Here is a 20,232-nt window from a genome sequence, read left to right as displayed (position 1 = left end):
CCACACCGCCCGCGAGGCCGCACGCACGCGCGGCGGTTCCCGGCGGGCCGGGGGGCGTCGGCGGCCCCGGACGGGGCGGGCCGCCAGCACGCTCCCCTCACGGCGGCAAGGGGGCCACTCGCTCCGGCGCACTCCTCTCACCTGCGCGAAAGCGCCGTCAATAGCCGGAGGATAAGGCCGGGAACGGTGCCTCTTCCTAACGTGGGGAACAACAGAGACAGCAGCAGGTACGACGGACACACAGGAGTAGAGATGCGTATCCCCCACCTGGCCCTCACCCTCGCCACCGCCACCGCGCTGACCTTCCTCGCGGCCTCTCCGGCGGCGGCCTCCGCCCCGCACGCCCCCGCTCTCCTGACGGCGGCCGCCGCTCCCGCCGCCGCGCCGTCCGGGCTCCCCCTCCTGCCCGACGTCATCGACAAGGTGTGCGGCCTGGTGCCCGGCCTGCCGAGCGTCCCCGGCCCGATCGACCTGAACCCCTGCGAGGACGGCCCGAACGACGAGTGGGACAACCACTAGTGCGCGTCGGCCAGCAGCCTCTCGACAACGGCCTGCGCCTGGCGGTCCCGCAGATCCTCGTACAGGGCCAGGGCCTGGAGCAGGGTCGCGCGGCCGCTCTCCGTCTGGTCCTGGGCGAGGTAGGCCTCTCCCAGACTCTCCAGCAGTGCCGCCTCACCCTTGGGGTCGTTGATCCGCCGCACCAGCTCCAGCGCCGTGGTGAGCTTCTCCACCGCCGCCTCGTGCTGGTCCAGGTACAGGTGGGTCCGGCCGACCCACCAGCAGGCCTGGGCGCGGCCCCGGAGGTCGCCCACCTCCTCGGCCAGGGCCAGCGCCTCCTCCAGCTCGGCCCACCCCCGGGTGGTCTCTCCCGAACGCACCCGTAGATTGCCGAGCAGCAGCAGGCACCGCCGTTGGCCGATCCGGTTCCCGAGGCGGACCCAGCCCCGCAGCGCCTGCTCCCCGTACGCGATCGCCCTCGGCAGGTCGCCGTCCGCCCGGCTCCGGAACGCCAGGAGCGTGCGGGCCGTCATCTCGCCGTGGTCGTGGCCGAGGTCGACGAACTCGGCCAGGGCGTCCTCCACCAGGCTCTGCCGGGAGAGCGGGTCGTACCGGTCCCTCAGGAGGTAGCCGACCTCCGTGTCCAGGGCCGCCGCGCCCAGCCGGTCGCCGCCGTCACGGACCAGTGTCATCGCGGTGTCGTACACCTCGGTCAGGTCGTCGACGTAGCCGCGCCGGTCCAGGAAGTTTCCCAGGGCCACCGCCAGCTCCCAGCACTGCTCGCGCAGCCCCTCCTTGGCGGCCTGCACGACCGCGTGGCGCAGGTTGGCGCGCTCGGCCTCCAACCAGACGTAGGGGTCGGCCAGGAGCCGGTCCACGTACTTGGCTGGCGGATGCCAGCGCGGCGCGCCCCCGCGTACCTGGAACACCTCGGTGCCGGAGAGCCTGCGGTTCGCCTCGTCGAGCAGGGCCAACCAGCCGCCCAACAGGCGCTCCAGCGCCTGGGAGCGCTCCACCCGGTACTCGTCGCGGGTGAGCTGCTCTCGGGCGTAGTCGCGCACCAGGTCGTGGAAGCGGTACACCGGCTCCCCCGCCGGGTCCACGCCCATCACGTCCAGCATGTGCGCGTCCACCAGCGGTTCGGCCAGGTCCGAGGGGAAGGGGCCGTCGTCGTCCAGGACCGCGCCCGCAGCCCACGCCGGGAAGGTGGGGCCCTCCGCCAGGCCGAGGAGCGAGAACACGCGGGCGCTGCGCGCGTCGAGCCCGTCATGGGTGAGCGACAGGCTGGCGCGCACCGTCATGTCGCCGTGGGCGAGCTCGTCCAGGCGTCGGCGTTCGTCGGAGAGGCGGTCCACCATCCCGGCCAACGGCCAGTGCGGGCGGGCGGCCAGCCGGGCGGCGACGATCCGCAGCGCCAACGGCAGGCGGCCCACCGCCTGCACCAGCGCCTGGGCGGCGTCCGACTCGGCCCGCACCCGTTCCTCACCCAGGACCCGGCCGAGGAGCTCCAGGGACGACCCCTCGGAGAGGGTGTCCATCTCCACCCGGGTGGCGCCGGGCAGGGCGGTGAGCCGGGCCCGGGACGTGATGATCACCCCGCACCCCGCCGACCCCGGGATGAGCGGGTACAGCTGGCCCTCGTCGGCGGCGTCGTCCAGCAGCACCAGCACCCGGCGGCTGGCCAGCAGACCCCGGTACATGGCGGAGCGCTCGTCGACGTCCTCGGGTATCCCCTGCCCGGGAACACCCAGGGCACGCAGGAACCGCGCCAGGACGTCGGCGGGCTCCAGCGGCACTTCACGGCTGCCCCGCATGTCGCAGTACAGCTGCCCGTCCGGGAACGCGCCGTCCGCGAGGTCGTGGGCGATCCGCACCGCAGTGGAGCTCTTGCCGACCCCGGCCCGGCCCACCAGGGTGACCACGCCGACCGTGCCCGCGCCCCGGGCGAGGGTCCGCTCGGCGGTCTCGACCACGTCGCGCCGGCCCACGAAGTCCGCCGTGGCGGTGGGCAGCTGGAACGGGGTGACCGCGTGCGCGGCGGCCGGGGCGGTGTCCGGCGGGGAGGCCGCGACCGGCTCCGGTTCCGGGTCGGGGCCGCGGCCGTCGGCGGCGGCGTCCCGTTCCGGGACCTCGTCGGGGAGGTTGAGCGCGGGGTCTCCCGCCAGCACCGCCGCCTCCATGTCGCGCAGGCGGCGGCCCGGCTCCAGCCCCAGTTCGCCGACGAGCAGGTCGCGACCGCTCCGGTACACCTCCAGCGCCTCCGCCTGGCGGCCCGACCGGTACAGCGCGAGCATGAGTTGGGCGCGCAGGTTCTCCCGCAGCGGGTAGGCCTCCACCAGCGCGCCGATCTCGGAGACGAGCCGCGCGTGGTGGCCCAGGCCCAGTTCGATGTTCAGGTAGGTCTCGGTGGCGTCGACCCGTTCGTCCTCCAACCGGGCCGCCTCGGCGGCCAGGCCCTCGTGGTCCGCACCGCCGAGGGCGGCCCCGCGCCAGAGCCCGACCGTGGCCCGCAGCAGGGCGGCGGCCTCCTCCCTGCGCCCCTCCCGGAGCAGGACGGCGGCGTCCCGGACCTGGAGGGCGTGCAGCTGGGCGTCCACGGTCTCGGGCGCGGACCTGAGCTGGTAGCCGGGCGGCACGGTCTCGATGGTGGCGCCGGTCGGGCCGAGCAGCTTACGCAGCCGGGAGACGCAGATCTGTACCTGGGTGCGGGCGGTCTCGGGCGGGGAGTCCCGCCACAGGACGTCGACGATGCGGTGGGTGGGCACCACCCGGTTGATCTCCAGGAGCAGCAGGAAGAGCACCGCCTGCTGCCTGCCGGGGGGTACCCGGACGGGCCCGTGGTCGCCCAGGACCTCCAAAGGGCCGAGGACGCGGAAACGCACCGGTGGCTGAACTGACCGATCTCCCCGGACGGCGTCGATCACTGGCCCCCATTCAGAATGATCGCTCACCGGTAATGGGAGCGTCTCGGCGAACTGACTGTATATCACAGACCCCAATTGTCACCTCTGTTTCTTCACATTCACACGGAACGAACACACGGACCGAACGCGGGAACCGAACGCGGGAACCGAACGCGGGAACCGAACACACGGAGTAAACCCGCGATAGCAGACGGATAGCGAGCGAATTACCCGAGGAATCACCATGGGATGAACCGACCGACCAGGACCCTGGAGTGACCGTGGCTTATCCAGCCGAGCCCCCGCCGGAAGCCGCCCTCAGCGCCCGCGTGCCGGACATCGGTCGCGAGCACATCCACCTGTCCTACGCCTACCTCGATCGCCGCGACAGCGAGGGGCTCGCCTCTCTCGTGGACCCCGGCGCGCGTTTCCACGGACCGCGCGCGCGGGTGGCCCGGGGCCCCCAGGAGGCCACCGAGCTGCTGCTCAGGCTCGTGTCGGAGGGGTCGGCGCACACCCTGCACAGAATCGTCGTCGAGCACGACGGCGCGGCGGTGTCCGGGGCCCTCACCACACCCGAGGGGAAGCGGGTCGATTTCGCGGACTTCCTCAGCATTTCCGATCACGGACTCCTTCTCTCCTGGCGAAGATTCCATTCCGTGGAGTGGTAATCACGGAATGCGATAACCGAAGGACAGGAGCACTTCCGAACCGCTCACCCGCGTGGCAAACCGCTGGCCGCCCCCATTACCGGTGCCCGACCGTGAACGCCCCGCCCCCGAGCGGCACTGGCCACAATCGGTCAGGGAGCCCCCGCCCACCACGCTGAGCTGGGGCGTTCGATAGGGTTCCGGGACGGTTCGGACATGGGGGCGGGTACACGGAATGGGCGTCTTCCTGGGTTCCGCCTTCGGCTTCCCGACGGTCCTGTTCACCCCGATGCTCGTCGTCGTGCTGGGCTACTGGATCTTCGTGATCGTCGGCGCCGCCGACACGGAGCTGCTCGACAGCGTGGACTCCAACGGCGACGCCGCCGGGTTGAGCGCGTTCCTGGGCAGGGCCGGGCTCACCGGGTCCACACCGAGGACGTCCGCCGGGACCGCCGGGCCGCGGCGGTCGGGCGGGGTACCGGTGACGGTCGCCCTGACCCTCCTGATCTGCGTCGCCTGGTTCGTGAGCATGATGGGAAGCATCTTGACCACTCTCGTCGAGACCACCTCCACCCCGCTGTTGTACGCGCTCGGCGCCGTCGTGCTGGTCATCGCGCTGGTCGCCGCCTGGGCGGTCACCAGCGGCGTGGTCATGGGCGTCCAGCGCCTCGTGCCCGGGCGCCGGGGCGACTCCAAGCACGAGCTGGTCGGACGCACCTGCGTGATCCGGATCGGCGAGGCCCGGGAGGACTTCGGCCAGGCCGAGATCACCACCGCGGGCGGCGCCTCCATCTCCATCCCCGTACGCACCACCGGCGGTGAGGTCCTGGCCCTGGGCAGCACCGCGCTCATCTTCGACCACAGCACGGACGGCGACGTCTTCCTGGTGACCGCCTTCGACGCCGCCCTCGACCCCGGGCAGTCCTGACCGGGACCACCCCTACCGCCACCCACCGCCACCCCCGGCTCGGACCGAGCGGCCCGTGCCCGACCACGAACGACCCGACGGCGCGCCGCTCGCAGGCCCGATCCCGGACGACGCGGCCCCGCACCCTCCGCAAGCCCCACCCTCCGCTCCGCTCCGCCACCACCGCTCCCGCCGTCCCAGCCCACCCACGGTGAGCAGGGACGACCTTCACCGGCGGTGGAACCGAACGCCCCTGCGGAGCGTCACAAACCCTGACGAACGCAACCCACCCCGGGTCAGCGCACCGCCCACCCCGCCGTTCCCACCGGTGCGGAACCGACCCCGTTCTCCTCGCAGAAAGAGACACCACGTGCTGTTGAGCGCATCCTCCACCGGCCAGGAGGCGGCCGACGCCGCCTTCCTGACCTTCGGTGTGGCCCTGGCCGTCGGCCTCGTCGTCCTCCTCGCACTCCTGCTGATGGTCACGCGACTGTTCCGCAAGGTCGAGCAGGGCAAGGCCCTGATCATCTCCAAGATCCGGGACGTCCACGTCACCTTCACCGGCGCCATCGTCCTCCCGGTCCTGCACAAGGCCGAGGTCATGGACATCTCGCTCAAGAGCCTCACCCTGGAGCGCGGCGGCCGTGACGGACTGACCTGCAAGGACAACATCCGTGCGGACATCAAGGTGTTCTTCTACGTCCGCGTGAACGAGACCGCCGAAGACGTCAAGAAGGTCGCCAAGGCGATCGGCACCGCCCGCGCCAGCGACCAGGACACCCTCCAGGAACTCTTCAACTCGAAGTTCTCCGAGGCGCTCAAGACCGTCGGCAAGCAGTTCGACTTCGAGGAGCTGTTCACCCACCGCGAGGAGTTCCGCCAGGCGATCGTCTCGCTCATCGGCACCGACCTCAACGGCTACATCCTGGAGGACGTGGCCATCGACGAGCTGGAGCAGACCCCGCTGCACCAGCACGACGCCAACAACATCCTCGACGCCCAGGGCATCTCGAAGATCACGGAGCGCACCGCCAAGGAGCACAAGCGCACCAACGAGTTCGAGAACGACCGCAAGAAGGAGATCGACCGCCAGAACACGGAGACCGCCGAGACCCTCGCGGAGCTGGAGAAGCGCCGCGAGGAGGCGACCGCCAAGGCCAAGCGCGAGATCGAGATCATCCGCGCCCAGGAGGAGGCCGAGACCGCCCGCGTCCAGGCCGAGGAGCGGCTCAAGGCCGAGGCCGCCAACCTGCGCACCTCCGAGTCGCTGGGCGTCCAGCACCAGAACCAGCAGCGTGAGATCGCGGTCGCCGAGAAGAACCGCGAGCGCGTCATCGCCATCGAGACCGAGCGCATCGAGAAGGACCGCCTCCTGGAGGTCATCGGCCGCGAGCGCGAGACCGAGCTGAGCCGCATCGCCAAGGACAAGGAGGTCGAGGCCGAGAAGCGCGAGGTCGCCGACGTCATCCGCGAGCGCGTGGCCGTCGACCGCACCGTCGCCGAGCAGGAAGAGGCGATCAAGAAGCTCCGCGCCGTGGAGGAGGCCGAGCGCCAGCGCCAGGCCATCATCATCCACGCCGAGGCCGAGGCCCAGGAGAACCTGGTCAAGGACATCAAGGCCGCCGAGGCCGCGGAGGCCGCCGCCAAGCACAAGGCCCAGGAGGAGCTCACGCTCGCCGAGGCCCGCCAGCAGGCCGCCGAGCTCGACACCCGCGCCAAGATCCGTCTCGCCGAGGGCATCCAGGCCGAGGCCGCGGCCGCCGGCCTGGCCGAGGTGCAGGTCCGTCACCAGGACGCCGAGGCCGTCGAGAAGCTCGGCCGCGCCGAGGCCGTCGTCGCCCGCGAGAAGGCCGAGGTCGAGGCCGACGCGGTCGAGAAGAAGCTGCGCGCCGAGGCCGCCGGTCTCACCGACAAGGCCGCCGCCATGGCCGCCCTGGACCAGGTCAGCCGCGAGCACGAGGAGTACCGCCTGCGCCTGGACGCCGAGAAGGAGGTCCGTCTGGCCGGGATCGACGTCCAGCGCCAGGTCGCCGAGGCCCAGGCCACGGCCATGGCCGCCGGTCTGGAGAGCGCCGACATCAGCATCGTCGGCGGCGACGGCGCCTTCTTCGACCGCATGGTCAACTCCATCGGCATGGGCAAGGCCGTCGACGGCTTCGTCGGCAGCTCCGACACCGTCCAGGCGCTGGGCAGCGGCTGGCTGAGCGGCGAGGGCAACTTCGCCGAGGACGTCAAGCGGGTCCTGGCCGAGGCCGACACCGAGGACGTCAAGAACCTCACCGTCTCCGCACTGCTGCTCAAGCTCATCGCGGCGGGTGGCCCCGACACGGGCAAGCTGGACGGCCTGCTCACCACGGCCCGCACCCTGGGCCTGGACCAGCTCCCCGTCAACGCTCTCGCCCCTGTGAAGCAGTGAGGTAGTCCTCCGTGACCGAGGCCCAGTCCCAGGAGACCGAAGGCCCCGGACCCGACACCGAGGACGCGCGGTCGCTGGACGCGGGCACCTACGAGGTGCTCCGCGCCCGGCTCCGCGAACAGACCGGTGAGCTGGCCCGGCGGACCGAGGAACTCAACAACCGCCGTCTCGGGGTGTTCGGCGGCACCGAGCTCTCCCTGCGCGGTACCGAACGCATCCGCACCGAGCACAACTGCGTGCCGCGCGACATCGTCAGCGTGGGGCGCTCCGTCGGGGACGACGCCGACGGGGACATGATCCTCTTCGGCTACAACGTCTACATCGGCATGCAGAGCCAGACGCACGTCTCCGACGTGTTCTCCCTGCACCGGTACGACCACGACGGTGACTCCTTCGCGTTCACCGACACCGAGGAGGGGGCCGTACCCGGCCTCCTCGCCGACGAGCGGTTCCGCCAGGAGTTCGCCCAGCTCTACCGCTACTACCGCGACGCCCGCCTGCTCCAGCTGCGCCGGGTCGAGGACCGGCTCCTGGCCGTCTTCCAGACCGGCCCGCGCACCGAGGACGTGCGGGTGCTGCGGTGGACGGTCGCCCCCACCGGGGAGATCGCCTACCTCGACGACCGGGGCGAACGCGACCACGTGTTCCCGCCCGCGCACGACTTCTCGTGGACCGAGTCCACCCGAGAAGACCACGTGCAGGGGCGGCACCCGCACATCTCGATCCGCGACGAACTGTTCGTGGAGACGGTCGGCGGCGACCTCACCATCAAGGTGGAGGACAACACCGAGGTCGGCGAGGGCATCTACAGCGAGCCCGTCGACGAGCCGTTGCAGAGCCTGGCCGACGCGTCGGTGCGCCACGCGCGGGTCGGCTCGCTGATCCTGCTGAAGATCCAGCCCTACAACGAGACCGCGTGGCGGTACCTGGTCTTCAACACGCGCACCAAGGGGGTGGAGCGCCTCGACGGCATCGGGCAGTCGTGCCAGCGCCTGCCCGACGACCAGGGGCTCATCTTCCCCGGCGGCTACTACCTGGCCACCGGGGTCGCGCGGACCTTCGACACCGACGTCACCGACCTGGAGTTCGAGCGCGTCGTGCGCTCGCCCAACGGTGAGGACGTCCTGTACGTCTTCCACTCGCGGGCGGACGGCCGCAGCCTGCTGTTGTCGTACAACACCATCCGCAAGGAGGTCGCCAACCCGATCGTCTGCCACGGCTACTCGCTGTTCGACGACGGGACCATGACGGTCTTCCGCGACACCTCCGGTGAACCCACCCGGGTGCACCCCATGCAGGTGTGGCAGACCCCGTACGTGTCCGACGTGTACGCGGCCGCGCAACCGGTCGGCACCGGGCCGCTGGAGCGGATCGGCAACGCCGAACTCGTGCAGGGCGTGTCCGAGTGCCTGTCGGTGGCGCGCATCTCCGAGGACATGCGGCCCTCCGCCGAGGTGTTCGAGGCGCTCATCGCGTCCTGCCGCCGGGTCCTGGACCGGTTCCACTGGTTGGGCGACGAGGCGCTGGGCGACCTCGCCACCCCGCTCGCCGAGGTGCGGTCCACGGCCGAACGGGTCCTGGACGAGTTCGAGACCGTCCAGGAACTCACCCGGCAGGCCGCCAAGAGCCTCACCGAGACCGAGGAGCGGGTCACCGCGCTCATCCGCCGGTCGCGCGGCGAGACCCCGCGCTCGGCCGAGGGGTGGGTGACCCGGCTGACCGACCTGCGCCGCGCCCAGGGGCAGGCCGCCACACTGCGCGAAACGCGCTACGTGGACACCGGCCGGATCGACGCGGTGGAGGAGGCCCTCGGTGAGGAGATCGCCTCCGCCGGGCGCCGCACCGTCTCCTTCCTCGAACAGGACGACGCCTTCGACGGCTACCACTCCGAGGTGGAGCGGCTGGTCGAGGAGGCCGAGGCGCTGGAGGCCGTCAGCGCCGCCACCGCCGTGGGCGAGCGCATCGCCGAGCAGACCGAGGGCCTCCAGGTGGTCACCGAGGTGATCGGCTCCCTCGACATCGGCGACGCCCAGGTGCGCACCCGCATCCTGGAGCGGATCAGCGAGGTGATGGCGGGGGTCAACAGGGCCCGCGCCACGCTGGAGTCGCGGCGCCGGGAACTGCTCGCCCTGGAGGGGCGGGCGGAGTTCGCCGCCGAGTTCGCGCTCCTGGGGCAGGCCATCACCGGGGCCATCGCGGCCGCCGACACTCCGGACCGCTGCGACGAGCAGTTGGGCCGGATCATGCTCCAGTTGGAGAACCTGGAGTCGCGGTTCGCCGAGTTCGACGACTTCCTCCAGGAGCTGTCGGACAAGCGCGAGGACGTGTACGAGGCGTTCTCCACCCGCAAGCAGGCGCTCGTCGACGAGCGCTCCCGGCGCGCCGACCGGCTGGCGTCGTCCGCCGCCCGTGTGCTCGAAGGCGTGCACCGGCGGGTCGCGGCGCTGACCACCCTGGAGGACATCAACACCTACTTCGCCTCGGACGCCATGGTGACGCGGCTGCGCCGCACCGCCGAGGAGATGCGCGAACTCGGCGACACCGTGCGCGCCGAGGAGCTGGAGGGCCAGATCCTGGCCGCCCGTCAGGAGGCGGGACGGGCGCTCCAGGACCGCACCGACCTGTTCGAGGGCGGCGCGGGCGGCGAGACCATCCGGCTGGGCCGACACCGGTTCGCCGTCAACACCCAGCCCGTCGACCTCACCCTCACCCCGCACGACGGGCACATGTCGGTGGCGGTCACCGGCACCGACTTCCGCACCCCGGTCCGCGACGAGGCGTTCCAGGAGACCCGGCACCTGTGGGACCGGCTCCTGGTCTCCGAGAGCCCCGAGGTGTACCGGTCCGAGTACCTGGCCACGTCCATCCTGAACGCGGCCGAGGAGGGCGCCGACGGGTTCACCCTGGAGGCGCTCAATGAGGCCGCCCTGCACCCCGAGAAGGGGGACTCCCTGGAGTCCCTCGTACGCGGGGCCGCCGAGTCACGCTACGACGAGGGGTACGAGCGGGGCGTGCACGACCACGACGCCGCGCGGGTCCTCGCCGCGCTGCTGCGGCTGCGGGCCGGGGCCGGGCTCCTGCGCTACCCCGGGCACGCCCGGGCGGCGGCCCAGCTGTTCTGGGCGTTCGGCGCCGACGAGACCCGGCGTGCGGCCTGGCGGACCCGGGCGACCTCGCTCGCGCGGGCTCGCAGCGTGTTCGGGGCGCGCCGCTCGGCCGCGATCGACGCCCTGCGCACCGAGCTCGCCGAGGGCGTGGACGCGTTCCTCACCGACACCGGCCTGTACCAGGACGCCGACCTCGAACTCGTGGGCGACTACCTGTTCGAGGAACTCGCCCAGGACGTTCCCGCCGCGCGCGGGTTCGTGTCCGGCGCGGGCGCCCGCCAACTGCTCGACCGGTTCCACCGGGCCCTGGGCAGCACCCGGGAGACCACCCGCAAGGCGTTCGAGGACGACCTGCGCGGGCTCGGCGACGACCTGGCCGCCCGCCACCAGCTGGTGACGGCGTGGCTGGAGGCCTACGCCACCACCCTGGAGGAGCCGCCCGCGCCGGGCGACCTCCCCGAGGCGGCGGCGATCGCCCTGACCGCCAAGGCGGTGGAACGCTACGAGTCCTCGGCGGCGGTGAGCGAACGCGTCACCGGCCTGCTGGGGTCGCACCCCCGGATCAGCGAGCGTTCGCTGGAGGTGCGGCTGGACGAGATCCTGCCGCGCACCCGGCGGTTCCGCACCGTGGAGGTACCCGCCTACCGGGACTTCCAGCGCCGCCGCAACGCCCTGGTGGCCTCCGAGCGCGAACGCCTGCGCCTGGAGGAGTACCGGCCCAAGGTGATGAGCGGATTCGTGCGCAACCGGCTCCTCGACGAGTCGTACCTGCCGCTGATCGGCGACAACCTCGCCAAACAGCTCGGGGCGGCCGGAGACGACAAACGCACCGACCAGAGCGGTCTGCTGCTGCTCATCTCCCCGCCCGGGTACGGCAAGACCACGCTCATGGAGTACGTGGCCAGCCGACTCGGCCTGGTGTTCGTCAAGGTCAACGGGCCCGCCCTCGGGCACGCCGTCACGTCCCTGGACCCGGCGGAGGCCCCCGACGCCACCTCCCGCCAGGAGATCGAGAAGATCTCCCTCGCGCTGGAGATGGGCAGCAACACCATGCTGTACCTGGACGACATCCAGCACACCAACCCCGAACTCCTCCAGAAGTTCATCTCGCTCTGCGACGGCCAGCGCCGCATGGAGGGCGTGTGGGAGGGGCGCACCCGCACCTACGACCTGCGCGGAAAGCGGTTCGCGGTGTGCATGGCGGGCAACCCGTACACGGAGCAGGGCAAGCGGTTCCGCATCCCCGACATGCTCGCCAACCGCGCCGACGTGTACAACCTGGGCGACGTGCTCTCGGGCCGGGAGGAGCTGTTCGCGCTCAGCTACATCGAGAACGCGCTCACCTCCAACCCGACCCTGGCGCCGCTGTCCACCCGTGACCGCGAGGACGTGTACACGTTCGTGCGGATGGCCCAGGGCGACGACTCGGTCGGCACCGACCGGCTCAAGCACCCGTACTCGGCGGCCGAGGTGGACCGGATCGTGTCGGTGCTCCAGAAGATGCTGCGGGTGCAGGAGGTGGTACTGGCCAACAACCAGGCCTACATCGCCTCGGCCGCGCAGTCGGAGGACGCCCGCACCGAACCGCCGTTCCAGCTCCAGGGCTCGTACCGGAACATGAACCGGCTGTCGGAGAAGATCGTGCCGGTCATGAACGACGCCGAGGTGGAGGCCGTCATCGACGACCACTACCTGGGCGAGGCGCAGACCCTCACCTCGGGGGCCGAGGCCAACCTCCTCAAGCTCGCCGAACTGCGCGGGGTGATGACCCCCGAGCAGGAGGAGCGCTGGCGGGAGGTCAAGGAGGGCTTCCGCCGTGGCCGGGCGCTGGGCGGGTCCGACGACGACCCGATGACCAGGGCGATCGGCGCGATGGGGCTGCTCGCCGACCGCGTGGGCGAGATCGGGTCGGCGATCGAGCGGGGCTCCGAGCGGTAGCCGCGCCGACCGGGTGAGGAGGGGGCCGCCGCCGTCCCGCGAGGGGCGGCGGCCCCCTCCCGCGCGTCACGGTCCGACGGTTCCCACCTGCGCCACGACCCTGGGGTGTGGTTTCCCCCCGGGCCCGAACCGCGGGTGAGCCCGCCCCGGACCTGTGGAAAAGTCGTCCCTCGCCCCGTGCGTGGCCGCTGGGCTCCTCTAGAGTGGTCCGGGCATAGTGAAGCCAAGCCAGCCCAGGGGGCGCCGCACCAACCGGGGAGCCGGGACCATGCTGCTGAGTTTTCGGGTGGAGAACCACCGGTCACTGCGCGACGAGCAGGAACTCCTCCTCCTTCCCTCGGAACAGAGCGAGGGCGTCTCCCCCCTCCCAGGCGAGATCACCCCTCTCCGGGTCACCGGGATCTTCGGCGCCAACGCCTCCGGCAAGTCCGCCCTGGTGAAGGCGCTCCAGTTCATGCGCGTCAGTGTGCTCTACGGTTTCGGGGTCGGGCTCGGGAGACCCCGCCCCGCCTTCGGCGCGGAGGACGACGACGAGGACCGCATCCCCCGGGAGCCCTTTCTCCTGGACGGGGACTCCGCCGCCAGGACGTCCGGGTTCGCCGTCGAACTGCTCCTGAAGGGCGTGCGCCACTCCTACGGGTTCACGGTGGACCACGCCGAGATCGTGGAGGAGTGGCTGCACCTCCAGACCGGCGACGGCGACGACCAGGTCGTGTTCGAGCGCGATGGGCTCGCCTTCACCTACGGCGACCGCGATCCGGACGCTCCGGAACTGACCGACCTGCTCAACCTCTCCCCCAACACCCTCCTCATCACGGTCCTGGCCAACGCCAACCCCAGCACGTTCCACTCCGAGACGGTGGCCGCGCTGAGCCGGGTCAGGCAGTGGTTCCGCCGTTCGCTACGGCTCCTCCAGGGAGACGTGGCGAGAGGCGGCCCTCCCGTGTCCCGGCTCCCTTCGAGCGACCCGGACCGTCTCGAACGCCTCGCCCTTCTGGCCCAGGCCGTCGACACCGGCATCCGCGGCTACAGCGTCAAGGCGAACCCGCTCACCGAGGAGGAACGCGGAGAGATCGAGGAGCGGTTCGGCAAGAGGCGCGCGCCCTCCTACATCCGGCAACGCGAACGCGGCCGGGTGTCGTTCCACCACCGGGGAACCGGCAAGGACCGGCCCCTGGACTACGCGGACGAGTCCTCTGGCACCCAGGCCCTCCTCGCCCTGGGAGCGGTCATGATGAGCCTCCTGGAGCGCGGCGGCACCCTGGTCGTCGACGAGATCGACACGAGCCTGCACACCCTGCTGTCGGGCAGCCTCATCTCGCTGTTCAAGGACCCGGAGAACAACCCCCGCGGCGCCCAGCTGATCTTCACCAGCCACGACACCAGCCTGCTCGGCCGGGTGCACGGGCGGGAGGTGCTCACCGAGGACGAGATCTGGTTGACGGAGAAGGACGCCGAGGGGGCGACCTCGCTGTTCCCGATGTCCAGCTACGAGAGCGCCGGGGAGGAGAACCGTGACCGGCGCTACCTCGTCGGCCGCTACGGCGCGGTCCCCTTCGTGGACGAGGACCTCCTGATCCGGGCCCTCCGTCCCCACACACACGCACGGGAGAACGACGGCTCCGGAGAGGAATCCCCCCATGAGGAAGGGCCGTAGTCAGGGACGACGACCGGGTCCGAGGCGCGAGCACGCCAAAGTGCTCGTCCTTGGCGAGGGAGAGACGGAACGCGAGTACTTCACCGGGCTGCGGAGGCATTTCAAGGAGCTCGCGGCGGGCTCCCCGCCGGGTTCCGCGCACGTCCCCGAACCCGTGTCCGTGGAGATCGCCGCCAGGACGGCGGCCGATCTGATCGTGAAGGAGGCGTTGGACCGCCGCAGCGAGGGCTACTCGGAGATCTGGGCCGTCTTCGACACCGAGGGCGAGAACGTCAACCCGTTGAGGGCCCGGGTTCGGGACACCAAGTGCTCGAACGCCGAGGCGACCGTGCGTACCGCCGTCTCCCACCCGGCGTTCGAGGTCTGGCTGCTGTTACACCACCTGGGTCCCGGCGACCTGAGCGGGTGTCACCAACCCAAGGACGCGGAGAGGCTCTTGAGGAAGACCGTGCCCCGGTGGGCCAAGGGCCAGGTCAGGCGAGGCAAGGCCGGTACCGAGTTCATCGATTTCCGCAGCGGTCTGGACCGCGCTCGGACCCGGGCCGCCAGCACGCGGGCCGACCAGTACGACGGCTACCCCTGGTCCGACGTCCACGAAGTCGTCCGCGCGATCGAGAGCCGGTACCGCCAGGCGACCGAGTGAGGAGCGGGCCCTTGGTTAGTCCGCCGCGTCGATGCCCGCCAGGGCTGCCTCCGACATGTCGTCGAGGGGCCGTATCCGGGCGTACCTCTCCGCCGTGCCCCGGGGTAGGAAGAGGCCGTCGATCTCGATGTGGCGTGAGCACCCGTAGAGGACCGCGTCACCCCTCTCATACGCGCGGATCAGGGGTGCGAACGGGTCGGGGAGGTCCGCGTCGATCCCGCCGACGTCCCTGAGGTGCGCGAAGTGCAGGGCCCACTCCACCGTGTGGAGCGTGTGGTACGTTCCCCCCTCGGAGGCCGCCGCCCTGGCCGTCTCCACCATCGCGGCCGGAGCCCGGACCGAGGGGTCCACGCGCGCCGCGACGTCGAAGAACGGCCAGCCGCCCGCGCCGAGATGGCCCGCCCACAACGCGGACCGCCTGAGGTACTCCTGCACCAGCCTCCCCTGCGACCGGCGCCAGGAGTTTCTCTCCTTCCAGGTGATCGCCCGGACGCGCTCGGCGAGCGCCTCGCAACTCCTCATCGAACCTCCTGCGGGGGTGGGGGCACGGTGGAACGGGACGCCCGGACGGCCGCCGCCGCGAGGCTCACCGCCCCCTTCCGCCGCCCCTCCGGTGCCTACAGGCGGATGGTCTCGCGGTTCGGGTCGGTGATCATCTTCGGGTCGCGGTCGCGCAGCAGCGCCATGATCGGCGCGACGGTGTCGGCCTCCTGGGCGTACTCGCCCTCCTCGGTCTTGAGCCCCACGACCTGGAAGAACAGCACCAGCCCGTTGTCGGTGTCCAGGATGCGCATGTCGGCGTCGGGCACGATCGCGAGCGAGGTCATGTCGCCGTTCGCGCTCTCCCCGCCGAGCGGGGACCGGGTGACGATCCAGTGGCCCACGTCGAGCTGTGCTCCGGCGACGTACTGGTCGGCCAGCGCGTGGAGCACGCGCAGAATCCACGCGGGCACCGTCTCGTCGCCGTCCGCTCGCGGGATGCGGCAGGTGAACTCGAACCCCGCGCCGGAGACCCGCTTCTCCTCGCTGGTCTTCTCGCCCAGCTCGGTGAGGCCGAAGGTCACCAGCAGCCAGTGGCCCTCCATCGGGTAGGCGAGCACGCCGTCGATGCCCTGCTCGGACTCCCGTGCGGGGAACTGGATGGTCAGCGGGTGCACGTCCGGGTAGTGCTGCGCCCACCCCTCGTAGATCTGGGTGAGTCCGGGCAGCAGTTCCAGCATCGTGTGCTCTCCAGGTTCGTGATCGGTGCACCTCAGAGAATATGCGGCCGCGAATCAGCGCCGTCCGGCGGACGAGGCGGGGGCGGCGGCGTGGTGGCGCCGCCCCCGGCCGCCGGTCAGACCCCCGCGAGCACCCGACCGGTGTCGCGCGCGGCGTCGAGGGCCTTGGCGCGCTCCCGCTCCGCGAGGTCCCGCAGGCCCTCCATCCCGGGAGTGGTGGCGGCCAGGGTGAGCTCGCACTTGATGAGGGTGAGGTCCGCCTGCCAGAGGTCACCGACGACCCGCTCCAGATAGGGCGTGGAGTGGTCCCAGCCCTCACGGGGGGAGCCAGGGCCGTATCCGCCTCCGGCGGTGGTGACCAGCGCGGTGGGGACCCCCTTCAGCACCGGGTTGGTGGGCCCGGCACCCGCGATGACCAAGTCGACCCAGGTCTTGAAGTGCTGGGAGACGCCGTAGTTGTACATCGGAACGGCCAGGATCACGGCGTCGGCGTCCTCCAGTTCCCCGGTCAGGCGGGCGGCCAGGGCCAGCGCCTCGTTCTGGGCCGGGGTGCGCTCGGCCTCGGGGGTGTCGGAGCCCACGGTGGCCTGGACCCAGGCGTCGGCGGGCAGGGGGTCGGTCCCCAGGTGGCGGCGGTTCACGACACCGCCCGGGTGCGCCGTCGTCCACTCGGACTCGGCACGGTCCGCGATCTCGGCGCTGGAGGACACGGACGGGAAGATGCTGCCGTCGAGTCGGAACAGGTTCATGTTGCCTACTTCTCCCAAAGGTTCGGTGGACCGCGGACCGGACGCGTGCCCGGTGTCGCGGTGTGACGACAGCATAAACGGACTATCCCCCGCTTAGTATTCCCGGGGTAGATTGACTCCGTGGATGTGCCAGTGGTCCCCTTCGGAAAGCCGCGCCCGGAACGGGCCGACGCGGCCCGCAACCGCGAGCACCTGCTGCGCACGGTCCGCGCGATGATCGACGAGCAGGGGCCGGAGAACGTGACCATGGACGGCCTCGCGGAACGCGCCGGGCTGGGCAAGGGGACGGTCTACCGACGCTTCGGCACCCGCGCGGGCATCTTCCAGGCCGTGATGCACGACGACGAGCTGCGGTTCCAGGAGTCGGTGCTGCACGGACCGCCGCCGCTGGGACCCGGCGCCGAGCCCAAGGAACGCCTGATCGCCTACGGCCTGGCCCGCTTCGCGATGCTCAGGAGCAACCACGCCGTCATCCGCGAGGGCCTGGACCGATCCGCACCGACCCCCGCCACCGTGAGCATGACCCCTCCGCACTTTCGGATGCTGCTCCGCCAGGTCAGGCCGTCGCTCCCCCACCCGGACGGCCTGGCCCTCCAGCTCTCCGCGGCCCTGGAGGGGCCGTTCCTGCTGTACCTGGGCACCGACGACGTCACCGGAACGGCCGGAGAGGAAGGCTGCGACCACCTGGCCGACAGCTGGAGGACCCTGGTCGAGCGCGTCCTCGGCCGCTGATCCCCCTCACCGCGGGGCCGACCGGAGAAGCCTCCCGCCGCACGCCCGTCAGCGGTCGGCCGGGGAGGCTCATCCCCGGCCGCCCGCCGTTCGGACCGCACGGGATACGCCTTTACGAGGACCTTGCAACAGTCGCCGTAGCGTGGACTCCCCTTCCTCGGTGGAGGACGGGGTGTGACCGAACGGGAGACACCGAGTGAGCACCAGTGATCCGACCACGGCCGGTGGCGTCGTGGGGTGGGTGGTCGGCCTGATCGAGCCGCTGGGCGGCCCCGGGGTGGCGCTGGCGCTCGCCCTGGAGAACCTCTTCCCGCCGATCCCCAGCGAGGCGATCCTCCCGTTGGCCGGGTTCACCGCCTCCCAGGGGGACCTGGGGTTGGCCGAGGTGATCGTCTGGGCCACCGTCGGCTCGCTGACCGGCGCGATCATCCTGTACGGGCTGGGCGCCTGGCTGGGCCGGGAGCGGTTCCGGGCGCTCGCCGGCCGCGTTCCGCTGGTGAAGGTGTCCGACATCGACCGCACGGAGGCGTGGTTCCTGCGCCACGGCACCAAGGCCGTGTTCTTCGGCCGCATGGTGCCGGTGTTCCGGAGCTTCATCTCGATCCCGGCGGGGATCGAGCGGATGAACCTGTCGGTCTTCCTGGCTTTGACCACCGTGGGCAGCACGATCTGGAACACCCTGTTCATCCTGCTCGGCTACCACCTGGGCGAGCAGTGGCACGTGGTGGAGGAGTACGTCGGTGTCGGGTCCAAGCTGGTCCTGGCAGCGGTGGCGGTGGTCTGCGTCGGGTTCGTCCTGGTGCGCGTGCGGGAGCGCCGTCGCACCCGCCGGGGGTCGGGGTCGGCCCGCCCGGACGACGAGGAGGACACGCTCTCCTGGCGTTGAGGTGAGAGTCCGGGACGGGTTCGCAGGGGCCCTTGTCCGGGCACGGAGCGGGAGGTAACTTTCCTCCGAGTCAGAATCCGTGTTGGAAAACCACCGACAGTGCCCCGGTCGGCATCGCCCCTCCCCTCGAACCCGCTCCAGAGGTGGACACGTGAAGACCCCCCGACCGCCGTTCGCTCGGCGTGCCCTGACCACCCTCACCGCCCTGACCGCCGCCGTGCTGATCAGCGTCCCGCAGGCGGCCCTGGCCGCCCCCTCCCCCGACGTCGTCGAGTACGTCCCCACCCCGGCCGACACCCCCGCCGAACGCGCCGAGGCCGATCGTGAGGCGGTGGAGGAGAAGCTGGCCAACACCGCCATCCCGCCGGGTCCGCTGAGCTTCGGCGCCCAACCCCTCGCCGCCGCCCGGAACGCCGCCGAGGGCGCGGCCGCCGGGGCCTCCTGCGCGATCACGGCGGAGTCCGCCACCGCCCTGGCCCTGGCCCCCGTGTGGCCGGAGGTCTCCGCGGGCTCCTCGCTGGCGCCCTCCCCGATGACCCTGTCGAGGTACGACAACCAGTCCGGCCTGTACGACCCCGCCGGGCGCGCGGGCCTGTTCTTCAACCCGGGCGTCGGCCTGTGGCAGATGGACTCGGCCGGGCTCGGCACGAACAACACGGCGGGCGAGGCGATCGACTCCGTCTGGGTGTCGGACTTCGTGGTGCCCTACATCGTGGACAAGTACTGCGCGGCGATCAACCGGGGCTCGACGGCGCCCGCCGCCCGGGCCACCGCGTGGGCGGACTGGAACGCCTGCGCGGGCGGCGACTGTGACACCGCGTACTGGAGGGCGATGAACACCGGCATCGGTTCGGACCCGAGCGTGGGGCGCCACGGCGGCGCGCAACCGCGCACGTGTGAGTTCCGGGGCGCGTCGTACGACTGCCTGTTCGTGGACGTCGCCAACGCCGAGGGTGCCAACTGGTGGACCCGGCCGGAGAGCGGGCGGTCCCCCGTCCCGGCACCGTTCTACGTGTTCAGGACGGGTTCGGGCGACGGCGTCAGCGAGGTGCGCGTGTGGCTCGCCGCGGACTCCGGGCACGGGGTCGACGTGACCGTCACTCGGCCGTTCGGGGGCAACGCGCGGACCGCGCTGTCGTGGACCGACGGTCAGGGTCTGTGCGACACCACCGCTGGGCGCGGCTCCTGCTGATCACGTTCCGTACCGGCGGAATTCGGTCCCTGGTTCCTTCGGGAACCAGGGCCCATTCTTGTTTCCGGTGTTTTCGCTGTGAAGCGCAGGAGAACCGGTGGCCACACCAGGGAAAATGATCAATACAACCTCTATCTACCCTGTCAGATCGCATGTTATTTTCTTTCCCGCCCGGGGGACCCGCTAGGAAGATTCAAACGAAGAGGCCACAATGCCCCATTCGACGGCACCCGAGATCGACCTGCCCGAGCTGAACTTCGACGACATGGAGGTGATGAGCGTCCGCGAGGCGGTCGCCGTCCCGGAGACCGGCGCCACCAGTGGCTCCAGCTCCTGCACCTCCACCTCGTGCTGCGGCTCCAGCAGCTGCTGCTCCGGTGGCTCCTGCGGCTGACGGAGTACTCCGGACAGCCCCGCCACCGGAATACGCGTGTGACTGAATGATTTCAGAGCGTGAATTCGGCAAGGGCAAGCGTCAACGTTTCACGCCAACATCCCCCTCCCATCCAGAAGAAGGTGTCCGATGGCGTTGCAGGAAACCCCCACGATCGACCTGCCCGACCTCAACTTCGACGACATGGAGGTGATGAGCGTCCGCGAGGCGGTCGCCGTCCCGGAGACCGGCGCCACCAGTGGCTCCAGCTCCTGCACCTCCACCTCGTGCTGCGGCTCCAGCAGCTGCTGCTCCTCGGGTTCGTGCGGCTGACCCGCTGAACGGGGGCGGCCCTCTCGCC

General features: G+C 71.2%; 16 protein-coding genes. 12 read left to right on the top strand and 4 right to left on the bottom strand.

What is annotated here, in order from left to right; all coding sequences use genetic code 11:
* Positions 1-252: 252 nt before the first annotated feature.
* Complete coding sequence (locus ACFYL4_RS05830; RefSeq protein ID WP_387516746.1) at positions 253-519, top strand: hypothetical protein; 267 nt, start codon at positions 253-255, stop codon at positions 517-519.
* Here the strand turns inward: ACFYL4_RS05830 and ACFYL4_RS05825 are convergent.
* The gene (locus ACFYL4_RS05825) at positions 516-3,380 is read right to left on the bottom strand and encodes a BTAD domain-containing putative transcriptional regulator (RefSeq protein ID WP_357762554.1); all 2,865 of its coding nucleotides are present in this window, start codon (positions 3,378-3,380) and stop codon (positions 516-518) included. The two genes, ACFYL4_RS05830 and ACFYL4_RS05825, sit on opposite strands and share 4 nt — an antisense overlap.
* A gap of 302 nt (positions 3,381-3,682) precedes the next feature.
* On the opposite strand from ACFYL4_RS05825, the gene ACFYL4_RS05820 reads away from it, so the two are divergent.
* From ACFYL4_RS05820 to ACFYL4_RS05795, 6 genes are all read left to right on the top strand, one after another.
* Positions 3,683-4,072, top strand: coding sequence for a nuclear transport factor 2 family protein (locus ACFYL4_RS05820; RefSeq protein WP_357762556.1), 390 nt, complete (start codon positions 3,683-3,685; stop codon positions 4,070-4,072).
* 214 nt (positions 4,073-4,286) lie between these two features.
* Positions 4,287-4,979: a DUF1449 domain-containing protein gene (locus ACFYL4_RS05815; protein ID WP_357762558.1), complete on the top strand. Its 693-nt coding sequence runs from the start codon at positions 4,287-4,289 to the stop codon at positions 4,977-4,979.
* 349 nt (positions 4,980-5,328) lie between these two features.
* Positions 5,329-7,374, top strand: coding sequence for an SPFH domain-containing protein (locus tag ACFYL4_RS05810; protein WP_357762562.1), 2,046 nt, complete (start codon positions 5,329-5,331; stop codon positions 7,372-7,374).
* Between the two features lie 11 nt (positions 7,375-7,385).
* Positions 7,386-12,419 (top strand): DNA repair ATPase, encoded by a 5,034-nt coding sequence (locus ACFYL4_RS05805; RefSeq protein ID WP_387516743.1) that lies wholly within the window; start codon positions 7,386-7,388, stop codon positions 12,417-12,419.
* Between the two features lie 268 nt (positions 12,420-12,687).
* Positions 12,688-14,076 (top strand): ATP/GTP-binding protein, encoded by a 1,389-nt coding sequence (locus tag ACFYL4_RS05800; RefSeq protein ID WP_387516741.1) that lies wholly within the window; start codon positions 12,688-12,690, stop codon positions 14,074-14,076.
* A gap of 40 nt (positions 14,077-14,116) precedes the next feature.
* Positions 14,117-14,719 (top strand): RloB family protein, encoded by a 603-nt coding sequence (locus tag ACFYL4_RS05795; protein ID WP_387516739.1) that lies wholly within the window; start codon positions 14,117-14,119, stop codon positions 14,717-14,719.
* 15 nt (positions 14,720-14,734) lie between these two features.
* Here ACFYL4_RS05795 and ACFYL4_RS05790 read toward each other — a convergent pair whose 3' ends face one another.
* The 3 genes from ACFYL4_RS05790 to ACFYL4_RS05780 form a co-directional block, all read right to left on the bottom strand.
* Complete coding sequence (locus tag ACFYL4_RS05790; protein ID WP_357762571.1) at positions 14,735-15,241, bottom strand: hypothetical protein; 507 nt, start codon at positions 15,239-15,241, stop codon at positions 14,735-14,737.
* Between the two features lie 95 nt (positions 15,242-15,336).
* On the bottom strand, positions 15,337-15,939 hold the full coding sequence (locus ACFYL4_RS05785; protein WP_357762574.1) for a suppressor of fused domain protein: 603 nt from the start codon (positions 15,937-15,939) through the stop codon (positions 15,337-15,339).
* A gap of 116 nt (positions 15,940-16,055) precedes the next feature.
* Positions 16,056-16,688: an NAD(P)H-dependent oxidoreductase gene (locus ACFYL4_RS05780; protein ID WP_357762577.1), complete on the bottom strand. Its 633-nt coding sequence runs from the start codon at positions 16,686-16,688 to the stop codon at positions 16,056-16,058.
* Positions 16,689-16,808: 120 nt separating this feature from the next.
* Between ACFYL4_RS05780 and ACFYL4_RS05775 the strand changes: the two genes are divergently transcribed.
* The 5 genes from ACFYL4_RS05775 (at position 16,809) to ACFYL4_RS05755 (ending at position 20,204) form a co-directional block, all read left to right on the top strand.
* Entirely contained in the window at positions 16,809-17,420 is a 612-nt protein-coding gene (locus tag ACFYL4_RS05775) for a TetR/AcrR family transcriptional regulator (RefSeq protein ID WP_387516736.1), read from the top strand.
* A gap of 196 nt (positions 17,421-17,616) precedes the next feature.
* Entirely contained in the window at positions 17,617-18,306 is a 690-nt protein-coding gene (locus ACFYL4_RS05770; RefSeq protein WP_387516734.1) for a DedA family protein, read from the top strand.
* A 151-nt stretch (positions 18,307-18,457) separates the two neighbouring features.
* Positions 18,458-19,498, top strand: a complete 1,041-nt coding sequence (locus ACFYL4_RS05765; RefSeq protein WP_387516732.1) for a hypothetical protein — start codon at positions 18,458-18,460, stop codon at positions 19,496-19,498.
* A 211-nt stretch (positions 19,499-19,709) separates the two neighbouring features.
* Positions 19,710-19,892 (top strand): thiazolylpeptide-type bacteriocin, encoded by a 183-nt coding sequence (locus tag ACFYL4_RS05760; protein WP_017590578.1) that lies wholly within the window; start codon positions 19,710-19,712, stop codon positions 19,890-19,892.
* Between the two features lie 129 nt (positions 19,893-20,021).
* Positions 20,022-20,204, top strand: a complete 183-nt coding sequence (locus ACFYL4_RS05755; protein ID WP_049566824.1) for a thiazolylpeptide-type bacteriocin — start codon at positions 20,022-20,024, stop codon at positions 20,202-20,204.
* Positions 20,205-20,232 lie beyond the last annotated feature (28 nt).

Origin of the sequence: Nocardiopsis sp. NPDC006938 (assembly GCF_042869555.1) — a bacterium.
GTDB lineage: Bacteria > Actinomycetota > Actinomycetes > Streptosporangiales > Streptosporangiaceae > Nocardiopsis.
This window is presented reverse-complemented; position numbering and strand designations above follow the sequence as displayed.

What these genes read in the sequence shown, in the direction of transcription:
- ACFYL4_RS05815 (WP_357762558.1), top strand. Translation starts at nt 4,287, where the DNA reads ATGGGCGTCTTCCTGGGTTCCGCCTTCGGCTTCCCGACGGTCCTGTTC.
- ACFYL4_RS05830 (WP_387516746.1), top strand. Translation starts at nt 253, where the DNA reads ATGCGTATCCCCCACCTGGCCCTCACCCTCGCCACCGCCACCGCGCTG.
- ACFYL4_RS05780 (WP_357762577.1), bottom strand. Translation starts at nt 16,688, where the DNA reads ATGAACCTGTTCCGACTCGACGGCAGCATCTTCCCGTCCGTGTCCTCC.
- ACFYL4_RS05755 (WP_049566824.1), top strand. Translation starts at nt 20,022, where the DNA reads ATGGCGTTGCAGGAAACCCCCACGATCGACCTGCCCGACCTCAACTTC.
- ACFYL4_RS05760 (WP_017590578.1), top strand. Translation starts at nt 19,710, where the DNA reads ATGCCCCATTCGACGGCACCCGAGATCGACCTGCCCGAGCTGAACTTC.
- ACFYL4_RS05785 (WP_357762574.1), bottom strand. Translation starts at nt 15,939, where the DNA reads ATGCTGGAACTGCTGCCCGGACTCACCCAGATCTACGAGGGGTGGGCG.
- ACFYL4_RS05800 (WP_387516741.1), top strand. Translation starts at nt 12,688, where the DNA reads ATGCTGCTGAGTTTTCGGGTGGAGAACCACCGGTCACTGCGCGACGAG.
- ACFYL4_RS05790 (WP_357762571.1), bottom strand. Translation starts at nt 15,241, where the DNA reads ATGAGGAGTTGCGAGGCGCTCGCCGAGCGCGTCCGGGCGATCACCTGG.